The organism is Streptomyces sp. NPDC001492, assembly GCF_053597275.1.
This window is the reverse complement of record NZ_JBSFHW010000016.1, coordinates 1-25,964: the sequence shown is the minus strand read 5'-3', so window position 1 is coordinate 25,964 and position 25,964 is coordinate 1. Positions and strand designations below refer to the sequence as shown.

The 25,964-nt window shown below is 71.7% G+C and carries 16 protein-coding genes and 1 pseudogene; all 17 read right to left on the bottom strand.

The window, feature by feature from the left end; all coding sequences use genetic code 11:
- Positions 1 to 5: 5 nt before the first annotated feature.
- Positions 6 to 893, bottom strand: a complete 888-nt coding sequence (locus ACWC1K_RS21240; RefSeq protein ID WP_450833333.1) for a peptidoglycan-binding protein — start codon at positions 891 to 893, stop codon at positions 6 to 8.
- Positions 893 to 2,440 (bottom strand): DUF6519 domain-containing protein, encoded by a 1,548-nt coding sequence (locus ACWC1K_RS21235; RefSeq protein ID WP_450833331.1) that lies wholly within the window; start codon positions 2,438 to 2,440, stop codon positions 893 to 895. Before ACWC1K_RS21235 ends, ACWC1K_RS21240 begins: the two co-directional genes overlap by 1 nt.
- A 54-nt stretch (positions 2,441 to 2,494) precedes the next feature.
- Positions 2,495 to 4,657 carry a hypothetical protein gene (locus ACWC1K_RS21230; RefSeq protein ID WP_450833329.1) on the bottom strand — a complete coding sequence of 721 codons (2,163 nt, stop codon included), beginning with the start codon at positions 4,655 to 4,657 and terminating at the stop codon, positions 2,495 to 2,497.
- Entirely contained in the window at positions 4,657 to 8,436 is a 3,780-nt protein-coding gene (locus tag ACWC1K_RS21225) for a putative baseplate assembly protein (RefSeq protein ID WP_450833328.1), read from the bottom strand. The genes ACWC1K_RS21230 and ACWC1K_RS21225 overlap by 1 nt, the downstream gene beginning before the upstream one ends.
- Positions 8,433 to 11,549, bottom strand: coding sequence for a putative baseplate assembly protein (locus ACWC1K_RS21220; protein WP_450833327.1), 3,117 nt, complete (start codon positions 11,547 to 11,549; stop codon positions 8,433 to 8,435). Before ACWC1K_RS21220 ends, ACWC1K_RS21225 begins: the two co-directional genes overlap by 4 nt.
- Positions 11,546 to 11,935, bottom strand: a complete 390-nt coding sequence (locus ACWC1K_RS21215) for a GPW/gp25 family protein (RefSeq protein ID WP_450833325.1) — start codon at positions 11,933 to 11,935, stop codon at positions 11,546 to 11,548. Before ACWC1K_RS21215 ends, ACWC1K_RS21220 begins: the two co-directional genes overlap by 4 nt.
- Entirely contained in the window at positions 11,932 to 12,267 is a 336-nt protein-coding gene (locus tag ACWC1K_RS21210) for a hypothetical protein (RefSeq protein ID WP_450833324.1), read from the bottom strand. The genes ACWC1K_RS21215 and ACWC1K_RS21210 overlap by 4 nt, the downstream gene beginning before the upstream one ends.
- Positions 12,268 to 12,288: 21 nt before the next feature.
- On the bottom strand, positions 12,289 to 12,825 hold the full coding sequence (locus ACWC1K_RS21205; RefSeq protein ID WP_450833322.1) for a phage baseplate assembly protein V: 537 nt from the start codon (positions 12,823 to 12,825) through the stop codon (positions 12,289 to 12,291).
- A 27-nt stretch (positions 12,826 to 12,852) separates the two neighbouring features.
- Positions 12,853 to 13,992, bottom strand: a complete 1,140-nt coding sequence (locus ACWC1K_RS21200; RefSeq protein WP_450833320.1) for a hypothetical protein — start codon at positions 13,990 to 13,992, stop codon at positions 12,853 to 12,855.
- Positions 13,985 to 14,338: a hypothetical protein gene (locus ACWC1K_RS21195; protein WP_450833318.1), complete on the bottom strand. Its 354-nt coding sequence runs from the start codon at positions 14,336 to 14,338 to the stop codon at positions 13,985 to 13,987. The genes ACWC1K_RS21200 and ACWC1K_RS21195 overlap by 8 nt, the downstream gene beginning before the upstream one ends.
- A gap of 10 nt (positions 14,339 to 14,348) precedes the next feature.
- Positions 14,349 to 15,035, bottom strand: a complete 687-nt coding sequence (locus tag ACWC1K_RS21190; RefSeq protein ID WP_450833316.1) for a hypothetical protein — start codon at positions 15,033 to 15,035, stop codon at positions 14,349 to 14,351.
- Positions 15,032 to 15,718 (bottom strand): hypothetical protein, encoded by a 687-nt coding sequence (locus ACWC1K_RS21185; protein ID WP_450833314.1) that lies wholly within the window; start codon positions 15,716 to 15,718, stop codon positions 15,032 to 15,034. Before ACWC1K_RS21185 ends, ACWC1K_RS21190 begins: the two co-directional genes overlap by 4 nt.
- A 16-nt stretch (positions 15,719 to 15,734) precedes the next feature.
- A complete protein-coding gene (locus ACWC1K_RS21180) occupies positions 15,735 to 22,358 on the bottom strand; it encodes an eCIS core domain-containing protein (RefSeq protein WP_450833312.1) in 6,624 nt (2,207 codons plus the stop codon).
- A gap of 157 nt (positions 22,359 to 22,515) precedes the next feature.
- Positions 22,516 to 22,812: a hypothetical protein gene (locus ACWC1K_RS21175; RefSeq protein WP_450833310.1), complete on the bottom strand. Its 297-nt coding sequence runs from the start codon at positions 22,810 to 22,812 to the stop codon at positions 22,516 to 22,518.
- A complete protein-coding gene (locus ACWC1K_RS21170) occupies positions 22,803 to 24,743 on the bottom strand; it encodes an ATP-binding protein (RefSeq protein WP_450833309.1) in 1,941 nt (646 codons plus the stop codon). The genes ACWC1K_RS21175 and ACWC1K_RS21170 overlap by 10 nt, the downstream gene beginning before the upstream one ends.
- A gap of 32 nt (positions 24,744 to 24,775) precedes the next feature.
- The gene (locus tag ACWC1K_RS21165) at positions 24,776 to 25,636 is read right to left on the bottom strand and encodes a DUF4255 domain-containing protein (protein WP_450833308.1); all 861 of its coding nucleotides are present in this window, start codon (positions 25,634 to 25,636) and stop codon (positions 24,776 to 24,778) included.
- 49 nt (positions 25,637 to 25,685) lie between these two features.
- A pseudogene (locus tag ACWC1K_RS21160) lies at positions 25,686 to 25,964 on the bottom strand (hypothetical protein); the annotation flags it as partial.

Here is a 25,964-nt window from a genome sequence, read left to right as displayed (position 1 = left end):
CGGAGTCAGGTGGCCGGCACCTTCAGCCTGTCCCAGCTGACCTTGCCCGGGATGCCGTCCGCGTCCCTGCCCTTGAAGCCCAGCTTGCGCTGCCAGGCCCGGTAGGACTCCCGGTCGGCGTCGGTCCACTCGGGGCTCGGCCCCTCCTCGTAGTGACCGCAGCCCTCGGCGACCAGGCGCCTGCCCATGGCCGTGATGACCGGGGACTTCTGCCCGTCGTGGAAGAAGCCGGCGCCGGGGAACGGCGCGTACGACGGCTTCGAGGGAGTGGGCTTCGGGTCCGGGTCGGGCGCCGGGGACCGGCCGGCCAGCCGATCGGCGATCCGCCTGCGCATCCCGTCCATGGTGAAGCCGCGCGGGTCCTGCTTGCCCGGCTGCCACTCCTTGTGCCCGATGACCGAGGCAGCGCTCCAGCCGTGGTGGCGGCAGATCGCGGCGGACACCTTCTCGATGGCCTCCTTCTGCGCCTCGGGCCAGGGGTCCCGCCCGTCGCCCAGGTTGATGCACTCGAAGCCGTAGAAGTGCCGGTTGCCGTCGGTGTCGGCCTCGTTGTCGTGCGGCAGCTTCGACTCGTTGACCACGGCGCGCAGCACGTCGCTGTCGCCCAACCCGGCATGATTCGCACGCCCGTTGCCGACGAGGTGGATCTCGCCCTTCTTGTCGATGACACCGTGACAGAGGGGACCGGGCAGGCCGGAGTAGCCGTTGTAGCAGATGTTCACGGAGGCTTCGGTGCCCGAGGTGACGGTGTGGTGGATCATCACGCCGTTCACGGGCCCCCACGGGCCCTTCGTATTGCGGTTGTGGGTACGCCAGTTGCGCACCTCGTGGACCGTCAGGCCCTCCGCCCGCAGGATCTCCAGCAGTTTGGATGCGCTCAGGGGTGTGGCCATCACTCGTCTCCGTCCACGGATGCCTCCGCTTCCGCTGTGGTCTGCGACCTCCCGTGCGAGGGGTCCTCGGCCGCCAGCTCCTCACGCCGTGCCCGTTCCTCCGCCGCGAGGGTCGCCTCGTCCGCGGCGGGGATGCTGCTGGCCAGCGGCCCGAACGCCAGCCGCAGGTCGACGGCGCTCTCCTCGCCCTTGACCAGGGCCAGCGGCGCGAAGTGGCGGGTGATGCCGACGGGACGCCGGAGGAGCGGGCGGCGCGCCGGGTCGGCCGGCCATTCGACGCCGCCGGTGGCGGTGCGGGCCGGGATCAGCCAGTGGTCGCCGGTGCGGTAGCCGCCGCCCTCGGCGAAGTACACCTCGACGCCGTCCTCCAGGGGCAGCCACTCCCCCTCCGCGACGGGGACCGCGCCGCCCTTCAGCGCCGCCGTACGGCCCTGGCGCTTCGGGCCCTCGTGGTGGTCCCAGCGGCGCAGGAAGGGGTTGAGTCCGGGCAGCCGCCCGACACCCGGTTCGGGCTCGGCGGACAGCCGCACCCGACGCCCGGGCAGGTCCAGCTCCTCGACCCGCAGCAGGGGCAGGGCCTCCAGCCGGGAGGAGTACGCCGTGTCCGTGAACTCGACGTAGTCGCCGACGTCCAGGTCCAGCTTGTCGTCGTAGCCCAGGGACGCCAACTGCACCCACGTCCCGTCGAGTTCGTCGACGGGGAAGACCACGGACCCGTTCTCCCGGGACCACTTGAAGGTGGCGTCCTTCGCCTCGCCGCCCGCGTGCACCTCGACCCGGTAGAGCTGGTTCTCGGCTCCGCGGTAGCGGGCGTCGGGCCCGACCAGGCAGGGGTCCTCGTCGGCGTGGTCGGGCCGTCGGCTGCGGGCGGCGAGGCGGCCGCTCGACAGCGACTGGCGCTTCGCCCACTTCTCGAAGGCCGCACGCACGACCTCCTTCGACGGGTCGGCGTCCTCGATCGCCAGTTCGGCGAGGGACAGCGGCAGCACCTGCCAGACCACCTTCACCCGGGCCGCGGTGTCCGGCATCGCGGCCCCCAGGGCGACCTCCCGCAGTGCGGGGTCCTCGGCCGCGTTCACCGAGCGCTCCCAGACGTTCAGGTAGACCACGAACGGCGACTGCGCGGGCGAGGGCAGCCGGTCGCCGTGCTTCTCCGGGTCGCGGAAGGCGTCGGGCTGGTCCCAGTACGTCCAGTACGAGGGCGGGGTCGCCGGGTCCTGCTCGTCCGCCTCCTCGTCGGGTACGGGCACTCCGGGTGCGGGCCGGTCGGCGTCGAGCAGGATGCCGTCGACGTAGTAGCGGCCGCCGTGGATGTACAGCGTGTCGATGTCGTGCTTGCCGCCCACGTACTCGATGCGGAAGCCGGCCGCGTCGCGCGGCCCGCCGCAGCGGCCGATCAGGTCGGCGGCGAGGGTGCGGGCCTGGTGGAGCTGGATCGCGGTCTGCTCGTTGGTGTCGGCGTCGAGCTGGACGCGGCCCTGCTGGGCGACGACCGCGGAGTAGTGCCGCTCCGGCCGGAAGGTGAGACGGGAGAGATCAGCGTGCATGAAGGGGGTCCCCCTGGTTCAGGATTCTGCGGGTGGGTCGTACGGCGGCACTGCTCACGTCACGAAGAAGATCCCGGCGTCCGTGCCGGCCGGCGTGTACTCCGCGAGCCGAGCCCGCAGACCGTCCTCGCGCTGCGGCCGGTACAGGTCGTGGAAGGCGCCCATCTCGGCACCGTCGTCCGCGCCCCGCCGGATCTCCTCGGGGCACCGGTCGGCCAACTGCCCGTACCAGGGCGTCCCGTAGCGAACGGCGGTGAACAACGGCCGGACGCCCGGGGTGAGATCGGGCTGGCAGCGGTGCCGTCGGGGCGTGCGCGAGCCGGCCGGGACGTACGAATGGCGCAGGCAGCCGATGCCGCGCCGGGCCACGTGCAGCCTGCCGGTGAAGACCGAGTTCTCGGCGATCTCCACCGCGTGGGTGTGGACCTCGCCGATGACGGTCGTGCGGTGCACGTGCAGCACCGCGTGGGCGTGGCGGCAGTCCGGGGCGGACAGGGCCTCGCGGTCGTGCCCGGTGGCGTCCAGGATGCTGTCGCGGAGGTGGATGTCGAGGGGGTCCTCGCTCACCTCGTCGCCGATGACCTCGATGGTGCCGAGGATGCTGTGCTCGATCTGCAGGCAGGCGGTGGTGCGGTCCAGGACGATGCTGGGCTCCTCGGGCGAGTGCGGCTCGCACTCGGGCTCCAGGGACCAGCCGGGTACGAGGGTGCTGTGCCGTACGACGACGGCACCCATCGCGCCGGTGACGTTGATGCCGCGCCCGGCGACCAGCAGCCCGTCGAGGACGATCCGCGGCCGCTCGTGCGGCGCGCAGTCCTCGTGTACGGCACGGATGTTGAGGGCGTCGGGCCGGTTGCTGTACCAGTCCAGCAGCCGGATCACCGGCCGGGTGCCCTCCGCCGCGCGCAGCTCCAGCCGGTCGCCGGGGTCGAGGTCGAAGTCGAGCTGCTCCTGGTAGGCGCCGCTGTGCGTGATCTCGATGATGCCGTCGGGCCCGGTGCCGCCTGCCCGGCGGTCGTGCTGCCAGGCCCGGTAGGCGTCCATGATCTGGCGGTACGGCTGCCCCGGGCCGACCCGGTAGAAGCTCGCGTCCGGCCGGTCCACGCGGTCGGGCCGCTCGTACTCGCCGCCGCCCATGTCGGCGCCGTACGCGTAGTGGTGGTCCACCCACACGCCCTGCCGGGGCGCCGACCGCGACCCGAACGCGATCCGCCCGAGCTCCGGGTCGACGGCGATCTGCCCGCGTTTCGGCCGGTAGCGCCAGTCGGACAGGTCCGCGACCACTATGTCGGACGGGGGTACGGGCTTGTCCTCGCCGTCGCGCCGGATCACGAAGCTCTTGCCGGGGCCGTAGTAGTCCAGCAGCCGGTCGTGGAGCAGACGGCGGGTGATGAATGCCGGGACGTTGTCGGCGGTGGCGATGTGTGTGGGCGAGGGCTCCGGGACCGGCTTGGTGACCAGGGGGCTGTCGTTGCCCAGGATCGAGAAGGTGTACAGGTTGCGGGCGCGGTCGATGCAGTACGCCGGGGAGGAGGTCAGCGAGTACGCCTTCAGCCGCCAGACGAAGAGGGCGACTCCGGCCGGGCTCCAACCTCCCTGCTTGCGCGCGGAGTTGGCGCGGCGGACGTCGACGGTGCGGGCCGTGGTGTCGAAGGGGCCGCCCTGGAGGGCGAGCGCCGAGCCGTCCCGGAGGTCGAGGAGGCGGCCCCTGCCGGTGTCCCGGTACAGCTTCACCGACTGGTTGTGGGCGACGAGCCGTGACAGCTCGACGGCGCGGGCGGGATAGCGGGCGACCTGCTCGGAGATCTCCTCCAGCAGGTGCAGCGTGCCCTTGCGGCGCCGGTTGGCCACCGTGGCCGCCACGTCCGCGCGCGGCGCGATGGCCTCGGCGAGCGCGGCACGCCCGCCCTCGTGCAGGCCCGTGGTGAGCACACGCTCGTAGCCCGGCAGGGTGCGGTAGCCGACGAGATCGCCGAGGTAGGGCAGTACCCAGGGCGCCGCCGTCTCCACGAACAGGTCCTCGTACCCCTGCTCCACGCCGTCGCGGACCCGGTCGAGCTGCTCGGCGATCACCGCGAGCAGCGCGCGCAGCGGCTCGCCCTCCTCGGCGTCGCGCAGGAGGTGCCAGCGGGGCAGCAGGGCGGCGAGGCCGTCCGGCTCGCGGGACGTCACCGGGACTACCGTGTCGAACTGGACGTCCGCCTGGTTCGCGGCCATCACTTGACCTCCGTGAGGATGAGGGTGTCCGCGGCCCGCGGGGAGAGCAGGGCCAGCTGGGCCGGGCGGATGCCGCGGAAGACGTACACCGACCGCCCCTTCTTCAGGCGCCTGGTGTCGGTGATGTCGGGGTTGAGGCGCAGGAGTTCGGCGAGCGGGACGCCGTACCGTGCGCAGACGGACGACAGGGTCTCGCCCTGCGCGTCGCGGACGGTGTGGATCTTCTCGTCGTACGCCGCCGGGTGCGCGGGCACGCCGGCGCGGGGCTCGCCGGGGTCGGTGAGCAGCGCGGCGACCTCCGCGGGGGTCGCGGAGGCGGGGACACCGGTGAAGACGTCGACGTCCACGTAGTCGACGCCGGGCACGGTGTGGGCGGTGGCGAGGAGGTCGGAGAGCCGGGCGGGCTGCGCCAACTCCCGTCCCTCGTAGCCGAGTCGGCGCAGGAGTGCCGCCCGCAGCCGGGGTTCGACGTACTCCCAGGCGTAGTCCGGGGCCACCTTCACCTTGGCCGAGACGAGCAGCAGGACCAGTTCGCGCACGTCCACCCGGACGGTCAGGTTGCCGTCGCCGTACTCGGTGAGCGCCCCGCGCAGGGCGCGCAGGGTGTCCGAGTCGCCGTCGAGGGGCACGTCGTCCGTACCCGCGACGGTCACGTGCAGCACGCGCCGCCGCCCGTCGAAGAGTTCGCGCGCGGCGGCCCGGCCGATGCCGGCGCGGGAGCGGGCGAAGTCCTCGTAGTCGGCCGGTGAGACCAGCCGGTCCAGGGCGGAGACGGCGAGGGGGATCGTACGGCGGGTCAGGCCGGGACCGTCGGCGTCCGCTCCGCCCGTCCCCGGGCGGGGGTTGGTGACCGCGGTGACGCCGAGCGGGCGGGTGAGGGGCTGGGTGATGCGGTTCGCCGGGACGTTGGCCGCCCTGCCGGTGCCGAAGCGGTAGCGGGCGTGGACGTTCTCGTGGCCGCTGGGCAGTCGCGCGCCGTGCACGCCGTCGCCGAAGGTGACCGTCGTACGGCCGTCGGACGCCGTGCCGGTGATGTAGACGCGCTCGCGCGGTCCGCGTCCGGCGAGGCTGTCGACCTCGTGCCAGAGCACCCCGTCCACCCGGATCTCCAGCACCGGTGTGGCGCCGAGGGGATTGTCGTCGGCGAGCCAGGTCAGCGGGGACTGCCAGAGCGCGAACGTCTGGCCCACGCGGTCCGAGTCACCGCTGCCGATGGCCTCCTCCCGGCTCTCACCATGGGTGGCCTCGACGACGTTGCCGAGGATGCGGACCGTCTCGCGGCGGTAGCGGTGGGCGAGATCCGTGGTCAGGGTCAGCCGGGTGTGGACGCGGTCGCCGGGCAGCTGCGGGTCCACGGCGGCATCGGCGGCGGCGATCGTGACGACCTCGTCGGCGCTCACCCCGGTCGTCCCGGGGATGTCGCTGCGCTCACCGGTGACGACGAGCAGCCGCCCGGGACGCAGTCCGTCGTACAGCTCGGCGAGTTCGATCTCGTTGCCGTGCACGTCCTCGCCGAGCGGCTCGTCCGCGAGCCGCAGCGGCTCGCCCCCGGCATACACGGTGGTGTCGCGGATGTGCGAGAGCAGCACGTCGAACTCGTCCAGCCACGGGTCCGCGAGGGTGAGTTCGGTGCCGCGTCCGGTGATGCCGTAGTTGGAGTAGGCCGCCGTACGCGCCGCCACGACCTGAGTGGTGACGAACGCCAGCTTCGGGTCGCCCGGTATACCGTCCTGGGCACCCTTCGCGGGCCGCCGGACGGCAACCCAACTCCCGACGGTGATGCTCGTGTGCACGCTGTCGAGCTGCAGCACACGCCGGTTGACCGGCGCCGGCTTGCTGGCGACGACGATCTCGACGTTCGGCTCGGTGCTGCCCACCGTGTAGCGCAGGCTCACCTCGTACTCGCCGTGGGTGAACTGCACGGGGATGCCGGGCCGCAGGGGCACGTCCTGCGCCGTCCCGTTGCTGACACCGACGTGGACCAGACCGTCGTCGCCCGGCCGGGACACCGTCAGGGTGCGCTCGGGCAGCCCGTCGCGCAGGTGGACGCTGACGGCGGGCTCCTGCCCGGAGCCGCTGGAGAGGTCGACATGCCCCGGCCCGAGCCCGAAGTTGACCTGCTGGGCGAGCGGCAGCGTCACGGCCCGCTGATCGGAACTGTTCCCCTCGACGTACTGGAACTCCGCCCGGACCGGCACCTTGCCCGCGGTGTCGTACACGACCCGCATCCCGGTCAGCACGGCCCCCGTCAGCGGCCAGTCGGCACTTCGGATGACCCGGCCGTTGTCGTCCTGTACGGGCTTGAGCGGCGCGGTGGAACCGAAGGGGGCGGCGGTGACGCGCATGGCGAGCAGGGCGCGCAGCAGCTGAGCAGATCCGGGGACGGCAGCTTTGCGCCACGCCGGATAGAGGCTGCCGAGCCCCGGATTGAGGGCGCGGAGAAGCCGGGCGGTATCCGTGCCGGGACGCTGGGCGCCGGTGCCCGTCGGCAGAGTGGGAGGCTGGGCGCGCAGAGCGGGAAGGACAGCTGCCAGTGCATGGAACGCAGCAGTGCGCGGATCGCTTTTAAGGGGCGCGGGGCTGTATTGAATGTGCGGCTTCCGCCGCGTGGGCGCGATCAGCCCCGACGGCGCCGCAGACACCAACCCACCTGCCGAGGCACTCTCACTCGTGCCCTGCGCAGGCGCCAACTCCAGTGCCCGCCCAGCCAGTTCGGCCAGAACAGCCTGCAACTGCTCAAACCACGCAGCCACCTCCTCCCAAGGCCCCGCCAGCACCTGAGCCTCGCCGAGCCGAGCAACAGGCTCCCCCAGCACAGCCGCAAGGCTCTCCGGAGTCCTCACCCCGTCCAAGTCCACCCGCAGCGGCGCCAGAACCTGGTCCTCGAAGTCCTCGATCAGCCGGCTGACAGGCCGAGGATTGGGCACCTCCGGCGTAGGCGGCTCCTCCCCCGGCTCCCCCGGAGCCGCAGGCTCGGCAACCCACCGCCGCACCTCGTCGACAAGCTCCTTCAACGTAGGCGGCGCAGACCTCGGCAACGAGACAGCGGTGACGTCCTCGTCCCGATCAACCCGCACGCCGGCGACCGGCAGCAACTTCCGCTCCCCACCGGCCTGCTCACCGAACACGAACAGCAACTGGTCTCCGACTTGAAGGGAGTTCGAGGTTCCCTCGACAAACAGCTCCGAGCGCCGCTCGAGATCGTCGGGCGTCACCAGGGACGGCCGACGCCTGCGCACCTTCAGCTCGTTGAAGTCCCAGCGGGCGCTGAGGTCCCGGCTGGTCTCGAAGGTCAGCGACTCCTCGTCCGCGGAGGCGGGCACACTGTGGGCGCGCGCCCCGCGCGGGATCACGACGGGCAGCGTCTGCGCACGCGGATCACGTTCGAGCGTGTACGCGAGATGCGTCGCGGCGGCGACACCGGGCCGCGGCCGGTGCCCGACCAGCCGCCCCAGCAGCACCAGCGAGCGGTGCTCGTTCGCCGTACGGACATACGCCTCGTCGGCGATCCGCTCCGAGTGGAAGGTCAGCAGGTCACCGAGGACGGCGGCGGCGTCGAGCAGCCCGATCGCCGGATCGTCCGGGGTGCGGACCGTGAGGCCTTCCAGAGCCGGGTACGCGGGCGAGGCGAGCCGGTCGAGGAGGGCGGCCAGGAACGAGCCGTACTCGCCGACGCGGTAGTCGAGGGCGGTGCGCCCGGGCGGGTTGTGCGGCGGGGCGGGCGCGAGGCGCTCGTCGTGGCCGCCGCAGCCGCAGGTGCACTCATCGGTGGCGGTCATCGGGCCGCACCTCCCAGGGATATCGCCAGCAGGCCGTTCTCCGGCCGGTCGGGGTCGTTGTCGCAGGTGGCGATCTCCAGCGGGCCGAGCCGCAGCACGCCGTCCTCCCTCTCTCCTCGGTCCTGTTCGAACTGCCGCCGCAACCGGGTGACGTGGACGCTCTCGACTCCCGGTACGGCCGCGGCGACGGCGACCAGACGGCTGAGCCGTACGGGTTCGCCGAAGGTCAGCGCGTCCGGGTGGAAGAACCCGAGCCGCCCGTCGGCGAGCCGGCCGCTGCCGAGCACGCGGTAGAGCTCGGCGAGGATCTGCCCGTGCTGGTGGCCGGGCCTGGCGCACACGGTCAGCGCGATGTCGAGCGGTACCAGGCGGGCGGGGCCGACCACGAGGTCGTGGCCGATGCGCCGGTACGCCTCCAGGGACTGCTCGACCTCGGGGAGCAGCTCGGCCGACGGGTCGGCGCTGCCGTATGCGTCGATCGCGATGTGGGCCTCCTGGACGCTGCCGGTCCAGCGGATCTCGGCGGCGGCGCGCTGCACGCCGGGGAGCTGGGCGGCGAGGGCCGCGTAGTCCTCGGCGGTGACCGCGCGCAGTCGGGTGCGGCGCAGGTCGAGCGGGGCGAGCTGGCGTGTCTGCTCGACGGGTTCGGGCTCGACGCCACCGACGGCGGGCAGCGGGTTGCGGACCACGGCGGCCGGCGGCTGTGCGCAGTCGCTCTGGACGACCAGGTGGTTGATGGCCTCGGCGCCGACGTTGCCCGCGATGCCGCCGCCGAGCCGGTAGTGCAGGGCGAGGCGGGCGCCCGGCTTCGGCCTCGCGCCGTGCCGCCCGTCGCCGAAGCGCAGGGCGATACGGCCGTCGTCCTCCAGCTCGCCGACGAAGTGCCGGTCGCGGGGGCCGCTGTGCAGCAGGTCGCGGCGGGGCAGCCAGGTCAGGTCGCCGTCCTCGACGCGCACGGCGGGCAGGGCGCGGCGCGGGTCCTGGGCGAGCGCGGCGGTCGCGGAGCCGCGCAGCACCGGCTCGTCGGGGTGCAGTCCGGCCGCGTACGCCGGGCCCCAGCTGTGGGCGATCTCCCAGGCGATGTGCCCGTCGAGAACCGTGCCCGCGCGGGCCCGGGAGGCGAGGACGGCGACGCGGCGCAGCTTCGTGTCGAGCAACTCGTCGTTCCTGTGCAGGAGTTCACGCAGGGCGCGGACGGGATGCGTACGGAGCTCGAACCGCTCGATGACCTTCAGGCCGTAGATGATGGTGAGTTCGTCGATCTCCTCGTCCCCGAGCCCGTCGCGGTCGCGGGCGCTGCGCCACAGCTCGACCAGCCGCTGCCGGACCGCTCCCGGGATCGCGGCGATCCGTGCGGCCTGTCCGGCGGCGACGGTCTGCGGGTCGGGGAAGGCCACCGCCTGCACGACGGGCGTACGCCCGAGCACGGGCCGGAAGCGGGGCGCGATGCCCGGGTAGACGGACTGGGCGAGCAGCGTGCGCAGGGCGGCTGCCTGGGCGTACGCCGTGCCGGGCACCACGCGCTCGTGCCGCTGCCCGGCGCGCTCCAGACCGATTCCGGCGCGTACGGTCGCCGCCTCGCCGACCACCTCGAACAGCTCGCGGACGTCGTCGGGTAGGAGGGGCTGTGCGCTCTCCGTCCTGTCCGTGAGGGAGTTGATCAGCCGCGCCGGGGCGTTGCCCTCCTCGCGGTCGTGGCAGCCGAAGGCGGGCGGAGCGCAGGAGGCGACGACGGCCGGCTCGGGCGGCACGGTGGCGGTCTGCGGGAGGCCGGTGAGGGTGCGGCCGTGGTCGACGAGGACGACGTTGCCGCGGGCCAGGGTCACGTCCTCGACGGGCAGGCAGTCGCGGCCGCCGCGGGTGGTGAGGCAGAGCGGGAAGCGGAGGGCGTCCTCGGCGGCCCAGGTGACCTCCAGGACCGGCTGGTCCTCGATGCGGTCGATGCCCGGGGTGACGGAGGTGAGGCGTACGGCCTGCCGGTGGCTCGGGTCCTGGTCGCCGGGGGTGCCGGTGCGTGGGCCCTTGACCTCCTCCAGGACCAGCAAGTCGCCCGGGTGGAGGGCCAGTCGACGGCCCCGGCAGGTCTCGGGGTCGTCCCACTCGTCGCGCAGGGTGGCGGAGGTGGCGCCCTTCGGCAGGGTGCGGACCTCGCCGCCCCAGGTCCACAGGCGGATGGCGTTGTGGGCGGTCTTCAGCTCCAAGGGGTCAGCGGCGACGACCGGTTCGAAGACCTCGACCGAGCCGCGCTCGTCCAGATCGCCGAGCTCGTTCTCGTCGATGACCGTGCCCGGTTCTGGCCGGTCGTGCGGGTCGAGGGTGCGGACGTCGACGGAGGCGAAGCGGAAGGTGCCCGGCGCGAGGGTGGTGTCGCCGGCGGTCTGCACGGTGACGTACGCCCGCGCCGTGCAGCCGTCGTGCATCGCGTAGTCGATGAGCCGGACGTGCCGCCGTACGGAGACCCGGCGGCGGGCGGTGTCGAGGTAGGCCTCGGTGGCCACCGCGTCCTGCTGGTAGCTGATCTGGTCGCCGGTGTACGCGAGCAGTTCGACGAGCGTGACGCCCAGGTCGGCGGGGTTGCGCTCGACCCAGTCGGGCGTGGTGAGCGCGAGCCGGTCCAGGAGCAGCTTGCGGATGGTGTCGTAGTCGCGGGCGGTGTAGTCGACGACCGGCGCGGCGGGGAAGCCGTGCGGTTCCCGCTCTTCGTCCTTGCAGTCGAAGGGGGTCGGGCAGTCGGGCCGGAAGGAGAAGGAGGCACGGTGGTAGCGCTGGTCGAAGCCCCGGAACGGTTCCGTTCCCGGGCGGCCGTACGGGTCGGCCTCGACGAGCGCGAACACGTACCGCGAGGTGTCGCCGGTCCGGTCGAGGGTGACGTAGAGCCGGTCGTCGAGCTCGGGGTCCTCCTCGCGTTCGACGCTGACGTCGACGGCGGTGATGCCGGTGATGCGGCGGCCGCCGTCGATGCGGACGTTCTCGGGGCCGAGGCCGTGCGGGGCCTTGCCGAGGAAGGTGACGGTGAGCAGCAGCCCGTCGTCGCTGACCTCCACCGCGTCGACTCCGTTGAGCTGTGCGGCTCTCACCTTGGCGCGGCGGGAGGTGGTCGTGCCCGTGCTCATGCCGCCCTCCCTTCGAAGACGTCGTCGGTCCGGGCTCCGGTGGCCCGCAGGACGTACGACAGGTGGACGCGTACGGCGTTGTCGTCGCTGACGATGTCCAGGGCGACGACGTCGATGAGGTCACCGAGCCAGCGCTGGAGCGAGGCCTGTACGGAGAGTTCGAGGGTGCTGACCAGTTCGGGGCTGTTGGGCGCGAAGACGAGGTCGAGGAGGCCGCAGCCGAAGTCGGGGCGCATGACACGTTCCCCGGGGCTGGTGAACAGCAGTTGCTCGATCAGGTCGTGGACGTGCGCGGCGTGGCCGGCGTGGGCGGTGCGCCCACGGCGGTCGGGGTGGAAGGGGAACGCGATGTCGGTGCGCGGCTGTCGGCGGGTGGCGCGGCTCATCGGACGGTGACCTTTCGCTGTGCGGCCTGGACCACGGGCGGGCCCTGCGGCACCAGGGCCGCGCTGAAGCACTGGGCCGCGGAGGTGTCGAGCAGCACGGGCGCGCCGTCGACGGTGACGCCGTTGCCGCCGGCGGTCCAGCGGACCGACACGCACGGCGAGGGCACCCCGGCGACGGAGTGCGGGCAGCCGGTGACGACGTACGCGTGCGCGCCCGTGGCTACGGCGGCACCCCCGATGCGTACGCCGCCGGAAGGTGTGGTGGCGGCGGTGACCCGGCCGCCGTGCGGGCAGCCGATCACGGCGCTCGCGTCGAGCAGACTCCCGGACAACTTCTCTTCTCCCCCGTGTTGCTAGCGCTTCGACTGAACGGTCAACTGGCCCTGGTTGATGGTGACGTGGTCGCCCCGCAGCAGGATTTCGGCGCCCGCCCCGTTCGCGATGACGACGACGTCCTTGGTGATGCGGATGTAGGCACCGCCCTGGGCCTGCAGCAGAATCCCCTGCTCGGCACCGGCGGTGTCGTCCATGACGATCTTGTGCGCGCCCGGTGTCTGCACGACGACCGGTTTGCTGGGCGAGTTCGCCTGGAGGGCGCGGCGCGCGTCGGGCGGCAGCTCCTCGGCGGTCCCGTACCAGCACCCGGTCCACACCGGGAAGCTGGGATCCCCCTGCTCGAACTCCACCCACACACCGGCCCCCGGCGGCGGCACCACGAACTGCCCGGCCTCGGGCCCGGTGAACGGCAGGCAGGGCAGCGCCCAGGTGGACGGCTCGTCACCGAGGACGTCCGGGACCTCGACGGTGATACGGCCGATGCGCAGTGGGTCGTTGTTGTCCACGACCCGGCCGCGGAACTTGCCGAGGTGGCGATTGGTGGGTGCCGCCATGCTGAACTGCTCCTGAGTGGTGAGGTGTTACGGCCGGACGCGGTCGTCGCGGGCTTCCAGGCCCTCCCTGGAGAGGGTGAAGTTCTGCTGGAAGGACCCCGGCCGCAGGTTGTGCGTGACGGACTTGACGTAGTAGTCGCCGTCGTACGCGCGTCCCGAGCCGCGCACGCCGACGAGCTGGCGGGGCTGCAGGATGTAGCCGTGCCGGTTGACGTCGAGCGACCCGGACCCGGAGACGACGTCCGCCGACACGGCAGCCCGGGCGAGGAGTTCGGCCTCGGCCTGCTCGCGCTGCTGTTTCGCGGTGCCGGAGAGGGTCCTGCGCTTGAGGGCCGGGGTGGGGCGGCGGCCCAGGGGCGGACGCAGCGGGCTGATCGGCGGCTGGGGAAGGAGCGTGGACACGCGGGTCCCCGGGTCCTGCCAACGGGCCTGTGGTTCCTCCCTTGCCGTCCCGTCGTAGGCGAAGGTCAGCTGGTCGACGGTGGTATTGGCGTCCATGTTGACGTTGAGGGCGTGCTGACGGATGCCGAGACGGATCTCCGGCCCCCAACGCGCGGAGGACTGGCCGGGGTTGGGCCCGGGCTCCAGATAGAAGGTGTAGCCGTTGGCGCGGGCGAGGTCGGTGACGTACTGGAGATCGGTACCGGTCTGGTAGTGCACCCGCAGGTCCTGGTGCGGCGGCTGGGCGATCTTCTCGGCGTAGACGTCGGGCCGTATGCCGTAGTCCGAGTACCGGCGAAGGATGTTCAGCACCCGCTCGGAGGGCGGGAGGTTGGGATACCGGGCGGTGCGCTCCTCCAGGTCCATGAGCAGCGTGAGGTCCTCGCCGGTGACGGTGAGGGTGGAGTGCCCCGGCTGATTGCTCGCACCGACCTCCTGACGCACGACGAGCCCGTCGAAGAGCACGTCGGTGGTGCCGCGGACGCTGACGGTGACGATGATCCGCGTCTTCGGATCGAAGAACCCCTCGGGCAGCAGCCGCTGGTTGATGATCCCGGTCTTGGTGAGGTCGAAGGCGAGCTGGAACCCGCTTCTCTCGCCCGCCGTGGCCGTGATCTGGGCGGACAGCAGCGCCTCGGTCACCTCGGCCGGCACGGGCTTCACCAGCTTCGGCCCCATGAGGAGCGTGATGTGGACGGGGCCCTGCCCCACGGACTGCTCAGACACGCCGGTGTCCCCCGGGCTCGGGAATGTCGACGACCCGCCCGGCCTCGTCGGTCAACTCCCGTGGGTCGAGCACGGGGTTGGCGTCGGCGATCCGCCACCACTGGCCGGGGTCGCCGAAGTACCGCTGGGCGAGGAGGTCGGGTCGCTCCCCTGCCCCCACGACATGCTCCCGGGTGTCCTGGGCGTCGAGCGGGGGCAGCAACCGGCGCTTGGCGTAACGGACTTCGGTGCCGTCCTCCTGGACGTGAATGCCGATCTCGGCGTCGTGGTAGCGGCTGGTGCGCGGGTACGGGTGGGAGCCCGGTATCGCGTCCAGGGCACTCTCATAAGACTCGATGTCAGCCATGAGTTCTGACTCAGCCCCTTCCACTCAGTACGTCGGCACCGGGCAGCCCGAGCGCCCCGAGACTCCCGCCGCGCGCGGCCGCGGCGAGCCGCTCCTTCTGCGCGAGATGGGCCATGTAGAGGTCGGCACCGCGGTGCCCGGCCGGCAGATCGCTGACGGTGAGGATCTTCATGCTGATACTCAGGGAGGCCCGGATCGGATTGAGATTCACGTCGAAGGCGGACTCGTTGACGGAGAGCTCGGTGAGCCGCACGGGCATGACCCGCTTGCTTCCCCATGTGAACAGCGTGAGCGGCATCTCGATCGGGCTGATCTCGATGGTCCCGTTCTGTGCGAGCCGGCCGGCGGCGCGCAGCTGGGCGGTGGTGGGCTGCACGAGCATTTCGAGGGTGGCGAGTTGGGGGTGGATCCCGTCGGGCGCCGCGATCTCCAGCTGGTCGGTGGCGTCGATCTCGGCGGTGAACTTCCAGGTCTCTTCGGCGGGGCCCTTGAGCCGAAGCGCCTCGTTGCGGTCTCCACTGCCCTTGCCGCCACTGCCGCCGTCACCGCTGTCGCCGGCGGACTGAGGCGCGATGCTGCGCTCCAGGGTGTCCGGGTTGAACTGGAGGACGATGATGCGCTGGGGGGTGCCGGTGTCGGGGTTGACGACGACTATTCCGGAGCGGATGGGTTTGGGGATGTCGGCGTAGCGGGTCACAGGCGGGCCTCCAGCCGCTGCTCGAGCTCCGCGTAGGAGTGGTCCGGGAACAACTCGGGAAACACCCGCAGGACCTCGGTGAGGTTGCTCGCGATGTCCCCGAGACCGGGTTCCTTGAAGTCCACGTCGGCGAACAGGTACTGCCACCCGTAGGCGCCCTTGGTGATGAGCACGTTCTCCAAGTAGGTGCCGTAGTCGGCGTCGAGGCGCTCCAGCCGTTCCTGGCTCATGTCGTACAGCCACAGCTCATGCGAACCTCCGTCCTCGGCCAGACGAATTCCGGTCAGCCGGCCCGATCCGGAATACGGCTCCTGGTCGATCACGCGCAGTTCGAAGAGGATGTCGCCCTCGGCGTCGGACAGGGACGGGTCCTCCAGCTCAGGCGGTTCCTCGACCAGCAGACGATGAATGTGCGAAAGAGCGAACTCCCCGACGATGTGGGGTTCTTCCTCACTGTGCCAGCGGGCCGCGATGGAGTTCGGGGCGAAGAAGTGATCCCGGAAGGGATGGTCGGGGAGGTGGAGCCCTGTACGCGACGCGATGTCGGCCAGCACCCAGTCGGGGTCGGCGAGTTCCGGAATGACATCCGGAATCTCGTCCGCGTCAACCACGAGACCTCCGCACTCCTGGAGTTCCGCGACGGCGCGCAGACACTCGGTCTCGAACCCTCGATGCGCATTCATCTGCAACCTGCCCGATCTAGTACGGATACCAGTCGATACCGGTGTCCGGGTCTGCTTCCTTTTCCCTGAGCTTCCTGACCGCGTCAGGTATCTTCGCCTTCATTTCGGGCGACAGTTCGCCCTTTTTCTCCTCGAGATACTCCTGTACGGCATCGACCGAGCCGAACCCCTTGCGTGGCAACTGCACTCGGTCGTTGCCCACCGTCTCGAAACTCGCGCCGTTGGGAGTCTTGCCGGCGAGGACACGGGCGATGGGCAGCTTGTCCCCGCCCATGGCTGCGTTGATCTTTCGTTCGCCGGCGGTGTTGAACTGCAGCTTCTTGGCCTCCCCCTTGTCGGGCAGGCGGATCTCGGCGGGGGGTCGGTAGGTCTTCGAGGCGCTCTTGGGAGTCCAGGAACTGCGCTCCCGTCGCGGCTTCGAGGAGTCCCAGGTGTATCCGCCATAGCTGGCCTCGATCATGCTGGGGAACGATTCGGGGTATCCGTCGACCTTGGGCGGGGTACCCGAACTACGGGAGTGCAGAGCCACCTTCACGCGATACCACATCAGTTCGTTCGGGGCCGGCATGGAGTCCCTGGCCTCGAGTTCGATGTTGTCCTTGAACTCGTTGTTCGTCTCCCGCCGGGCCGGCACGAGGTTGTTGCCGGATGCCATGCCTCCGATTCCCTCCGGAATCAGGTGCATACGCACCCATGCGGCCTGGTCCTGCATGTTGCGGTCCGTGATGTATTTCCAGCCCGGCGGATTGTTGCCGGGGTTCGCCAAGTTGGCGTCCTGACCCGTCTTCTTCACACGGGCACTGAGGAACTGAGCCTTGATGTTGCGCCCCGTCGCACCACTCATCGGGATGTCGGCGAAGTTGGGCCAGAGCGGGTCTGGAAGATCGTCGTTGCGAAGGGCGTCGAGAAAGACCTCGTCCTTGTCCCGGCGGGCCTTCATGAAGTCCTTGGTGGGATTCAAAGTGGCGTTCAGGGTGACTTCGGGTTCGCCCCGATAGGTGAGGGAGGTCAGCCGGTACCACAGGCGCAGCCCGCCCAGCATGGCGCGGAACGGAGGGATGAACATCCGATTGGCCACCTTCCTGGTGATCATCGGACGAATCCTGGCGATGATCTTCTCCAGGCGTTCATCCTTCGATTCCTTCGAATCCTCCTTCTTCTTGCGCCTGTCCTTGTCCCGCTTGTGCTTGGGCCTGCCGGGACCTTCCTTCTCGTGCTTGGGCCTGCGGCGGCCCGGACCGTCCTCCTCCGGCTTCCGCTTCGGCTTCTTCGGGTCGTCCTCGCCGTGCTTGGGCTTCTTGGGGTCGTCGTCCTTGCTGGTCCTCGGCTTCTTCGGATCCTCGGTCTCCTTGGGCCGCTCGGGCCTGCCCGGCTCCCCTTCCTTGGGCCTGCCGGGCTCACCGTCCTTCGGCCTGTTCGTGCCCGGTGTCTCCTCGGCGTCCTTCGGGCGCCGGGGTGTCTCGTCCTTCGGCCTGTCGGGAGCGGAGTCCTTGGGCCTGTCCGGGGTCCTGTCGGCCGGGGTCTTCGGCTTCGGTTCCGGCTCCGGCTTGGGCTTGGGCTTCACCGTCGGCGTGGGACGGGTGTCCGGCCTGTCGGAGGGCCTCTTGGCGGGTCCCTCCTTCGGGCGGGTGGTGCTCGGCTCCTCCGTCCGCGGGCGGGCAGGGGTCTCCGTGTCACCCTTCGGCCTGTTCGAGGACGTGGGTGTGTCCTTGGGGCGCGTCGTCGGGCGATCGGCCGGGGTCGAACCTGCCGGAGTGCGCTCCGACGGTGTCCGCTGCGAGGGGGACGTCCGCGCGGGGCGGTCCCCGCGCGGGGCGCCCTCGTCCTCCGCTCCACCGGCCGGACGCCTGCGCGGCCCACCGCCCTCCCCGCCACCCCGGAACAGCTTCGCCGCGATGCCCCTCAGCTTGCGGCCCACCTTGGCCACGTACTTGCCGATCGCGCTGAGCAGGTACTGGTAGGCGAGTTCGAGCAGAGCCACGATGCCGGCCGCGACCGCCTTGGCGAACAGCAGGCCCGCGCCGCCCTGGCGGACCGCGCGCAGCCAGGACAGGACCGCGCCCATCGCGCTCAGGATCGCGCCCAGGGCGCCGATCGCCGTGCGGATGGCGTCGATGACGGCCATCGCCCAGCCGGCGCCGGGAATCAGCTTCGCGACGACCTTGGTGATGACGATCTCGCCGATGATGAAGGGAAGTTGGGGTACGACCGCGTCCCAGGTCTCCTTCACGATCTGAGCCAGGGAGAAGCCGCCCTTGATCAGCTTCTCGATGATCGCCTTCGGTACGCCGATGATCTCCTGGATCTTCTCCTGGAACCACTGTTTGACCGCGGTCTGCACCTCGCGGAACATGTAGTGCTTCGCGCCGTCGACCGCCGAGTTCTTCGCACCGCTCAGCCAGCCGCCGGGGTCGTCCAGGAAGTCGATCGCGATCATCATGAACTCGCCGAGCGCGCCCAGGAGTTTGGAGGCGTAGTCGAGGATCGTCTTGACCGCGTCGATGATCGACTTGATGACGTCCATGAGCATCTTCTTGAGGATGTTCAGGATGTCGCTGAGCATCTTGGCGAGCTGGTTGAGCAGATCGGTGACGAGCTGCTTGAGCTCCGCCGCGAGCCGGGTGACGAGGGCGATCGCCGCCTCGATCAGGTCGGTGACGAGCTTCCGTATCCGCTGGGCCAGTTCGATGATCTCGCGGACCATCTCCACGGCGAACTCGATCAGGTCGTCGATCAGGGTCTTGATCGTGTCGACGATGAACGTGCGGGCCTCGTTGATCCAGCGCTCGACGGTGTCCTTGAAGTTCTTGATGAAGTTGACGACGGCGTTACGAGCATCCCGAATGATCTGGACGATCGCGTTCTTGATCTCGATGACCTTCTGCTTGATCCAGTCGAAGGCCTTCGTGAGCCAGTTGCCCGAGTCCTGGGCCGCCGTGTCCGTCTTGTTCTTCGCGTCCGACTCGGCCTGCTCGCCCTTGTCCTTGATCTGCTTGTCGCTGTCGGTCTTCTGCCGGGCGACGTCGTCGTCGGTCTTCTTCTCGTGGTCCTGGACGTCCTTGCGGACCTTGTCCGCGCGGTCGCTCTTCTTGTCGCCGAGCTTCTTGAGCGACTGGTCCTGTTCCTTGCGCCAGTCCTCCCGGTGTGCGGTGACCTCGTCGAGGGCCTTGGTCCGCTGGTCGGTCTGGTTCTTGGTGTTCTTGCCGATCTCGCCGTCGACCTGCTGCTTGTTCTTCTGCTGCGAGTCGCGGAAGTCCTTGTCCTTGGTCTGGCGGCTGGTGGACATGCCTTGCCGGCCCTGGCTGAACGCCGCCTGGAACTCCGGTCCCTTGTCGTGCTCGGCCACCGCGGAGGCCGCGTCCGGCGGTACCGCGCCGGTGGGCGCCCCGCCCGGCACCACGCCCTTGGTCCCGTCCGCGCCGGGCACCTTGCCCTCCAGCTCCTCCTGGGGAGCGTCGGGATAGACCTGGTTCTCTCCCATAGAGCGGCCGGCGTCGTCCCGTGCCGTGTCGACCGTCTCCTGGCCCTTGGTGTCGACGGCGGCGCCCTGCTCGTCGGACGTCTGCTGGGCGGCGCCCTGCATCTGCACGCCGGGGGCGTTGCCCGCCTGGGCCTGCTTGAGGGCCTCGTCCTTGGTGGGCAACCCGGCGAACTTGGCGGCCAGTTCCTGCTTGTCGACCTTGAAGCCGAGCTTCTCGGCGAGCCAGCCGATGCCGAAACCCAGCGCCATCTTGAAGGTCTGCCAGCCGCTCGGCTCCTCCGCCTTCTCCGCCTCGATCTGCCCCTCGGGCTCCTTCGCGCCGGTGACCTGGGCGTTCTCCTGCTGGGGAGCCTCGGACTTCTGCGCCGGGTCCTGCGAGTACCGGGCGGGAGCGTCGGTCTTCGGCTTGCCCTGCAAGGTCTGCGGGGCGCCCGCCGGGCGCTGCATGGAGGGCGGGGCGGAGGCAAGCTGCTGGTGCTCGTCCCCCACGGTGCGGTCGACCGCGCCGCTCACCCCGCCCATCGCCTGGTACGCCTGGTGCGGCTTCAGCGTGGCTGCCGTGCTCAGTCCCGCCTCGGGCGACACCTGGGAGAGGTTCGGGGCCGGTGCCGAGGCCTTCTTCCCCTTGCCCCTGCCTGCGGGCCTGCCGGCGACGCCGCCGGTGGGTGCGGGGGAGGCGGAGGCCGCCGAAGTGGTGGTTCTGGGCGCGCGTTCCGGCTGCGGAGCGGCACCGACCGCGTCCTCGGCGGCCTGCCCGTTGCTCGTGGACTCGGCGGGCCTGGGCGCAGGCCGGGGCGCCGGGGCGGGAGTGGCCGCCCGGGCCGGCGCGGGCTGCGCGGGCGCGGCGCCATCGAGCTGCGGCGATACCCCGCTGTGCGTGCCGCCTGTGGCGCTGCCGGGCCGGTCCGCGGCGGACCCTCCGGCGACCTGTGAGCCGCGGGCGGCCGAGGTCGCCGTGGCGTCGCCCGTACGCTCGTTTTCGCCGGCCGCGCCGGAGCCGGTCTGTTGCTGCTCCTTGGCCGGTGGCGCGGTGGCCGTGCCGCCCGCCGCCTGCGGTGAGCCCTTCTCCTGCGCGGTGGCACCCCGTTCGCCCGCGGCCGCGGTCCCCTTCTCCTCCTTGGCCGCGTTCTCCTGTGCCGCTCCCTGCGGCCTGGCCGCCTGCTGCACCGTGGCCTGCGCGGTGACGGGTCCGGCTTTGGGATCGTCACCGCTCTTCGGGTCCTGTGTGACGGAACCGGCGCCCGGCAGAACGGGGGCCCGCTCCTCCGGTGGGAGGCCGGAGAACAGGGTGTCCCCCGGCCCGCCCACCGTTTCGGGAGCGGTCGACGTAACCGGCTCGGCCGCCGGTGTCCCGTCGATGTCGTCCTCGACGTCCGTCTCCGCCGCCGCGTCCTCGGCGTCCTCCGCGTCGCGTTCCGCCTGCACCTGGTCGGCCTTGGTCGGCGGCGGTGTGGGGAGGGAGACGGTCGCGGACGCGGCGGCACCGCTCTCCTGCACCGTGGGCACCCCGGAGACATCGGGGTCCTGCTCCGGCAGGAAGTCCTCCGGCTGGAGCTCGATGTCCCAGGCGCTGGGCTCGGCTCCGCCGACCTCCACCTCCGAGGTGCTTTCGGTGAGGGCCCCTTCGTCGTCGGACGCCGCTTCGGGGCCGTCGAGGTCCTGGGTGCGTACGGCGTCCAGGGTGCCGGCCGGCGCGGGCAGCTCGGTGTCCCTGCCGGGTGCGGGCGAGCCGGTGGACCGGTCCGAGCCCCGCCGGTCCACCTTGGGGACCGGCCGGGCCGCGGCCGACTGCTCGGCTGCGCCGGGTCTGTTGCGGGCGGCGGACTCCTCGGCTCCGGGCGTGGCGGCGCCCTGCGTTTCGGCCGCCTGCTTGCCGCCTTCCCTCTGTCCGCCCTCCTGTTTCTCCTCCTGCTGCTGGGGCTGGGCGTCCTGCTGGGCCTGCCCGGGGGCGGCATCGGCGCTCCGAGCCGTCTGAGGCGCGGTCGCTTCCTGTGTCACGGCAGCGGACGTGCCTGCTGTGGACGCCGGGGGTTCCTGACGTGTCCCGGCCGCCGACGCCCCGCCGTCCCGGGCTCCGGACCCCGACGGCTGTCGCCGGGCCCGCGCCGCGGAGTCGGCACCCTGCCGGCGGGCCTGCGCCTCGTCCTGGGCCCGTTGCCGCTGTTCCTCCCGGGTGCCCCCGTTCAGGGGGGTGCTTCCGGGGGCGGCGGTCCGCTCGGCCCTCTCCTTCTCAGGTCCGGGCGCGCTCGCCGGCCTCTCCTTGTCGGCCCGATCCTCGTCAGCGGCGCGCTGCGCGTTCTCCCGCTCGGTGCGCACCTGCTCGGCCGTGTCGGGTTCGGCTGCCGGGGCGTCGTGCGCGTCGCGCTCCACACGGTCCTCGGCGAAGTCGTCGTACGCCTCGATCTCGTCGACGAGGTCGAGCACCCGGTCGTGTTCCGGGCCGAGCAGTCGGTCTTCCAGCCGGTCGAGGACACTGTCGAGCAACTCGGCGGGCAGTCCGGCCAGTTGGCGGCGGGTGCGCTGGGACAGGTCCTCGGGGTCGCCGCGCAGTGAGCGCACGAGGGAGTTGGCGAGCCGGTCCACGAGGGTCGCCGGGTCGATCGCCTCGGCGCGCTGCCGGTCGGCGTCCACCGTCGCGTAGCGCAGCCAACCGGGGGTGGCCTGGCCCTCCTCGACCTGCGGGGCGGACTCCGCATCGGGCCCCGCGAGTTGCTGGGCGGTCTGCTCCGCCTCCCGTTCGATCGCCTGCTGCGGCAGGCTCACGGCGCCGAGTTCGCGGCCGGCGCGCAGTGCGCCGAGGCCGTGCGGGTTCTGCACCGTGTGCTGGAGTTCGTGGGTGAGCAGGCGGCGGCCCTCGTCGGTGCCGGGCCGGAAGGCGCCCTCGCGGAAGAGGATGTCCTGGCCGACTGCGACCGCGTCCGCGCCCAGCAGTTCGGTCAGCTGCCCGGCGTCCCGGCCGGTGTGCAGCCGTACCCGGCTCAGGTCGTGGCCGAGCTGCTCCTCCAGCTCCCGTCTGAGGCCGGGGTCGAGGGGCTGGCCGGCGCCGCTGACGATGTTCTTCGGCTCGGGCGCCCGGGACTTGGCGGCGCGCTCCTTGCGCTTGCGGCGCCGCTGCTCGGCGGCCTGCTCCGAAGCGGCGTCCTGGGTCTGGGAACTCACCGGCCCACCTCCCCGCGGCTGCCGAGTGCCTGATGGGCGCCCTGCGCCGGTTCCTGGTTCAGGCGGCGGGCGGACACGTCGGCGCACTGCCCGGCACCGCTGACGAGGCCCTCCGGCCCGGCCGGCCACCCCGCACACACATCCCGCGTCCCGGCTCTCACCGGCCCACCTCCCCGTGCCCGCTGAGCCCCTCGTGCACGACCCGCGCCAGTTCCTGGCCCAGGCGGCGGGCCGAGAGCCCGGCGGGCAGGGGCGGCAGTCCGGACAGTGCGTCGACGGCGAGGGCGCCGTGCGCGGCCAGTGGCACACCGTGCAGCCGTACCAGGCGCGTCAGCTCGCTCTCGAACGCTGCCGACACGTGTTCGGGGTCGGCCCGGAAGCCGCCGAGCACCAGCTCGCCGACCTCGATCCGGATGGCCGAGGGCTCCCGGTCCCGCGAGGCGTTCACACCCATCCGCGGACCTCCGTCGGCGTCAGCGAGCGCTCCAGCTTCAGGTACTCGGTGCGGGCCGCGGCCAGCATGTGCCGCATCTGCAGCCGGTCGCCCTCCTCGGCGGCGAGGAACGCCCCGGACAGCGCGATGTTGCGGATCGAGCCGCCGGCGACGGTGAGCTGGGCGAGCAGGGTCGGGTCGATGTCCTTCACCGGGGCCTGCGGGGGCAGTACCCGCCGCCAGATCTCGGCCCGCTCGTGCTCGGCGGGGAAGGGGAAGTCGACGACGAAGCGGATGCGCCGCAGGAACGCCGTGTCGAGGGCGTTCTTCATGTTCGTGGTGAGGATGGCCAGGCCCCGGTAGGCCTCCATCCGCATCAGCAGATAGCTGACCTCCAGGTTGGCGTACCGGTCGTGGCTGTCCTTGACCTCGCTGCGCTTGCCGAACAAGGCGTCGGCCTCGTCGAACAGGAGCAGGGCGCCGCCGCGTTCGGCGGCGTCGAAGACCCGTCGGAGGTTCTTCTCGGTCTCGCCGATGTACTTGCTGACGACCTGCGAGAGGTCGATGACGAACAGGTCGAGGCCGAGTTCCTTCGCCATGACCTCGGCGGCCAGCGTCTTGCCGGTGCCGGAGCCGCCCGCGAACATCGCGGTGACGCCGAGACCCCGGCGCAGGGTGGCGGCGAATCCCCATTCCTGGTGGACGGTCGCCCGCTGCCGGACATGCGCGACGATCTCGCGCAGCACGCTGGTCTGCCGCTCGTGCAGCACCAGGTCGTCCCAGCCGGCCTGCGGCGCGATCCGCCGCCCGAGCTCGTCCATGCCGATCCGGGCCTCGTCGAGCCCGGCCCGCCAGGCGAGTTCGCCGGCGTCCAGTTCGTCCTCGTGCGGCAGCCGGCGGTGCACGGCGGCGGCCGCGGATCGTACGACGTGCGGGGGCAGCTGGAACTGGGCGACGAGGGAACGGAGTTCACCCTCGGCCAGACCGATCTCCTCGAAGGCGCCCGCCCACAGGCCGAGTTGCTCGTCGTCGTCCAGCTGCGGCACGGCCACCCGGGCCCCGTACGACCGCTCCGAACGCAGCGGGTCCTCGCTCGACACCACCACCGGTACGGCCGCCCCGGCCAGGAACGACTCGGTCGCCGCCCGCTGGTCGCGGTCCAGTTCGCCCGCCTCGACCAGCAGCGCGGCGGGCAGCAGGATCGCCTCGCGCTGCCACAGCCGGGCCAGCCGGTCGCGGTCGGCCGGGTCGGAGGGGATGTCCTCGGCACTCATGGAGTACAGGCCGAGGCCCGCGCGGGCGGCCGCGGCCGCCGAGATGTCGGCCCGGCTGCGCAGATCGCCGCCGGTGATCTCGACCAGCGGGGCCTCGGTCGCGTTCGTCCAGCCCTCGGCGAGACGGGTGGCCGCCAGGTCGTACGACGGTGTCAGCGCCTTCGGCACCGGGGTGCGGCGCAACTGCCCGTGCAGTCGGGCGTCCAGATAGGGCGAGCCCAGCAGGAAGTGCAGGATCCGCTCGTCCAGCCGCAGCCGGGACGTCGTCAGCCGTGACTCGTCCTCCAGCTCGACGATCCGCCACCGTCTGAGCGGCGCGACGGGCGTGAGCGCGCTCCAGTGCGGGTCCGCAAGGGCGGCCAGAGCGAGGGAGAAGGTCGGGTACGCCCGTTCGGGGTCGCCGCAGGCCGCGGCGCACCGGGCGGCGGCCGTGGGCTCCAGCTCGTGGGCGGCGGCGAGGAGGACGAGGTCGCGCTCGAAGGAGGTGAGGCTGAGGCAGGCGACGAGGGCGTCGAGGGGGGCGGTGTCGGGGCCCTCGGCGGGAACCACCTGGGCGCCGGGCGTGCCGGGCTGCTCGGCGGACCGTGCCGCATGCGCGTCGACGCGTGCCAGGACGCGCCGGATCTCCGCGGTCAGCGTCGTCCCACCGCCCTGCCCGCCGTGCTCGTACGCCCCCATGCCCTCACCTGCCCCCGTCGTCCCCATGCCGCTCAGTTCCCCGTGCTGTCGTCGCCGCCCTGGCGCGGGGCGGGCCCGGCGGCGCGCGGCGCCGCCTTGCGGGTGCGCGCGGGCGCCTTGGTGGTGGCCTTGGCGACGGTCTTCGCCGGAGCCTTCGTGGTCTTCTTGGCAGGTGTCGCGACGGGGGTGTCCGCCTTCTCATGCACAACTTCGGTGGAGGCCACTTCACTTGACGGCCCGTCACTGGCAAGCGCCGGCCCCGGAGGGACCGGTGCGCCCGGCGCCCCGAACGGCAGCACCCGTACCTCGGGCCGCTCGACCGGCCTGCCCGGCACCGGGCTCTCACGGCCGTCGATGAGGACGAGCGTCGCCTGGTAGACCACCGACAGCGTGTACGGCGTCTGGTAGAGCATCCCCCACAGCTTCGACGTCTCGTCGACATCCATCACCGTCGGCGTGAACCGCACCCGCTGCGCCGCCTCGGCGAGATCGCTGCCCGCCAGGTACGGCCGCTCACCGGCCTGTTCGATGACGTCCTTCGGCAGGACCGGGATCTCGTGCAGCGTGCGCACCACGGAACCGATCAGCCGCTGCCCGACCAGTTCCCGCTCGTCGCCGTACGCACTGATCAGGTAGTGCAGGTCGAGCGCCGCGGCGGGCCGCTTGACCAGGGTGCCGTCGGACGCGCGGGTGGGCAGGTCGTTGTTGCGAAGCGAGGTGTTGGGCGTGACCTGGTAGAGGAACACCGAGATCGTGGGCTGTTCGAGTTGCGGATCGGCGGGCGGCTTGCGCGGCTCGACCTTCACCGCCTCACCGAACTCCGGCCCGACGTTGTTCTCGATCAGCAGGGCGAGAGCCTGGGTGACATGGGCGATGGCAAGTGCGTTGCTCATGACGTCAGTTCCTCGGTTCCTCTCGTCCTGCTGCTGTGTGCGGGGCGGTTCACTCGCGCCCCCTGGCCAGGTAGTCCGCGAGGCTCAGGGCCGTCCCGGGCCGCTCCGCCGTCCTCCGCCGCTGCCCGGCGTCCTCCGCGGCGGTGGCGGCGGTCACCTCCAGCCGCCCGATCTGCACCTGCACCACCTGCTCGGCGGGCTTGGACGGCCGCCGCGCCGCCGCCTGCCGTACGGCGTCGCGTGCTGCCGCCGTGTCGGCGCCCGGCTCAGAGCAGCGCTGTGGCCGCGGAGGCTGGAGTTCTCGTCGTCGCGGAGTTCTTCGGCAGGC

Coding starts and splice junctions, on each gene's coding strand:
- ACWC1K_RS21240 (WP_450833333.1), bottom strand. CDS start 893: ATGGCCACACCCCTGAGCGCATCCAAACTGCTGGAGATCCTGCGGGCG.
- ACWC1K_RS21215 (WP_450833325.1), bottom strand. CDS start 11,935: ATGAGCCGCGCCACCCGCCGACAGCCGCGCACCGACATCGCGTTCCCC.
- ACWC1K_RS21165 (WP_450833308.1), bottom strand. CDS start 25,636: ATGAGCAACGCACTTGCCATCGCCCATGTCACCCAGGCTCTCGCCCTG.
- ACWC1K_RS21235 (WP_450833331.1), bottom strand. CDS start 2,440: ATGCACGCTGATCTCTCCCGTCTCACCTTCCGGCCGGAGCGGCACTAC.
- ACWC1K_RS21205 (WP_450833322.1), bottom strand. CDS start 12,825: ATGGCGGCACCCACCAATCGCCACCTCGGCAAGTTCCGCGGCCGGGTC.
- ACWC1K_RS21175 (WP_450833310.1), bottom strand. CDS start 22,812: ATGGGTGTGAACGCCTCGCGGGACCGGGAGCCCTCGGCCATCCGGATC.
- ACWC1K_RS21170 (WP_450833309.1), bottom strand. CDS start 24,743: ATGGGGGCGTACGAGCACGGCGGGCAGGGCGGTGGGACGACGCTGACC.
- ACWC1K_RS21230 (WP_450833329.1), bottom strand. CDS start 4,657: ATGGCCGCGAACCAGGCGGACGTCCAGTTCGACACGGTAGTCCCGGTG.
- ACWC1K_RS21220 (WP_450833327.1), bottom strand. CDS start 11,549: ATGAGCACGGGCACGACCACCTCCCGCCGCGCCAAGGTGAGAGCCGCA.
- ACWC1K_RS21225 (WP_450833328.1), bottom strand. CDS start 8,436: ATGACCGCCACCGATGAGTGCACCTGCGGCTGCGGCGGCCACGACGAG.
- ACWC1K_RS21195 (WP_450833318.1), bottom strand. CDS start 14,338: ATGGCTGACATCGAGTCTTATGAGAGTGCCCTGGACGCGATACCGGGC.
- ACWC1K_RS21185 (WP_450833314.1), bottom strand. CDS start 15,718: ATGAATGCGCATCGAGGGTTCGAGACCGAGTGTCTGCGCGCCGTCGCG.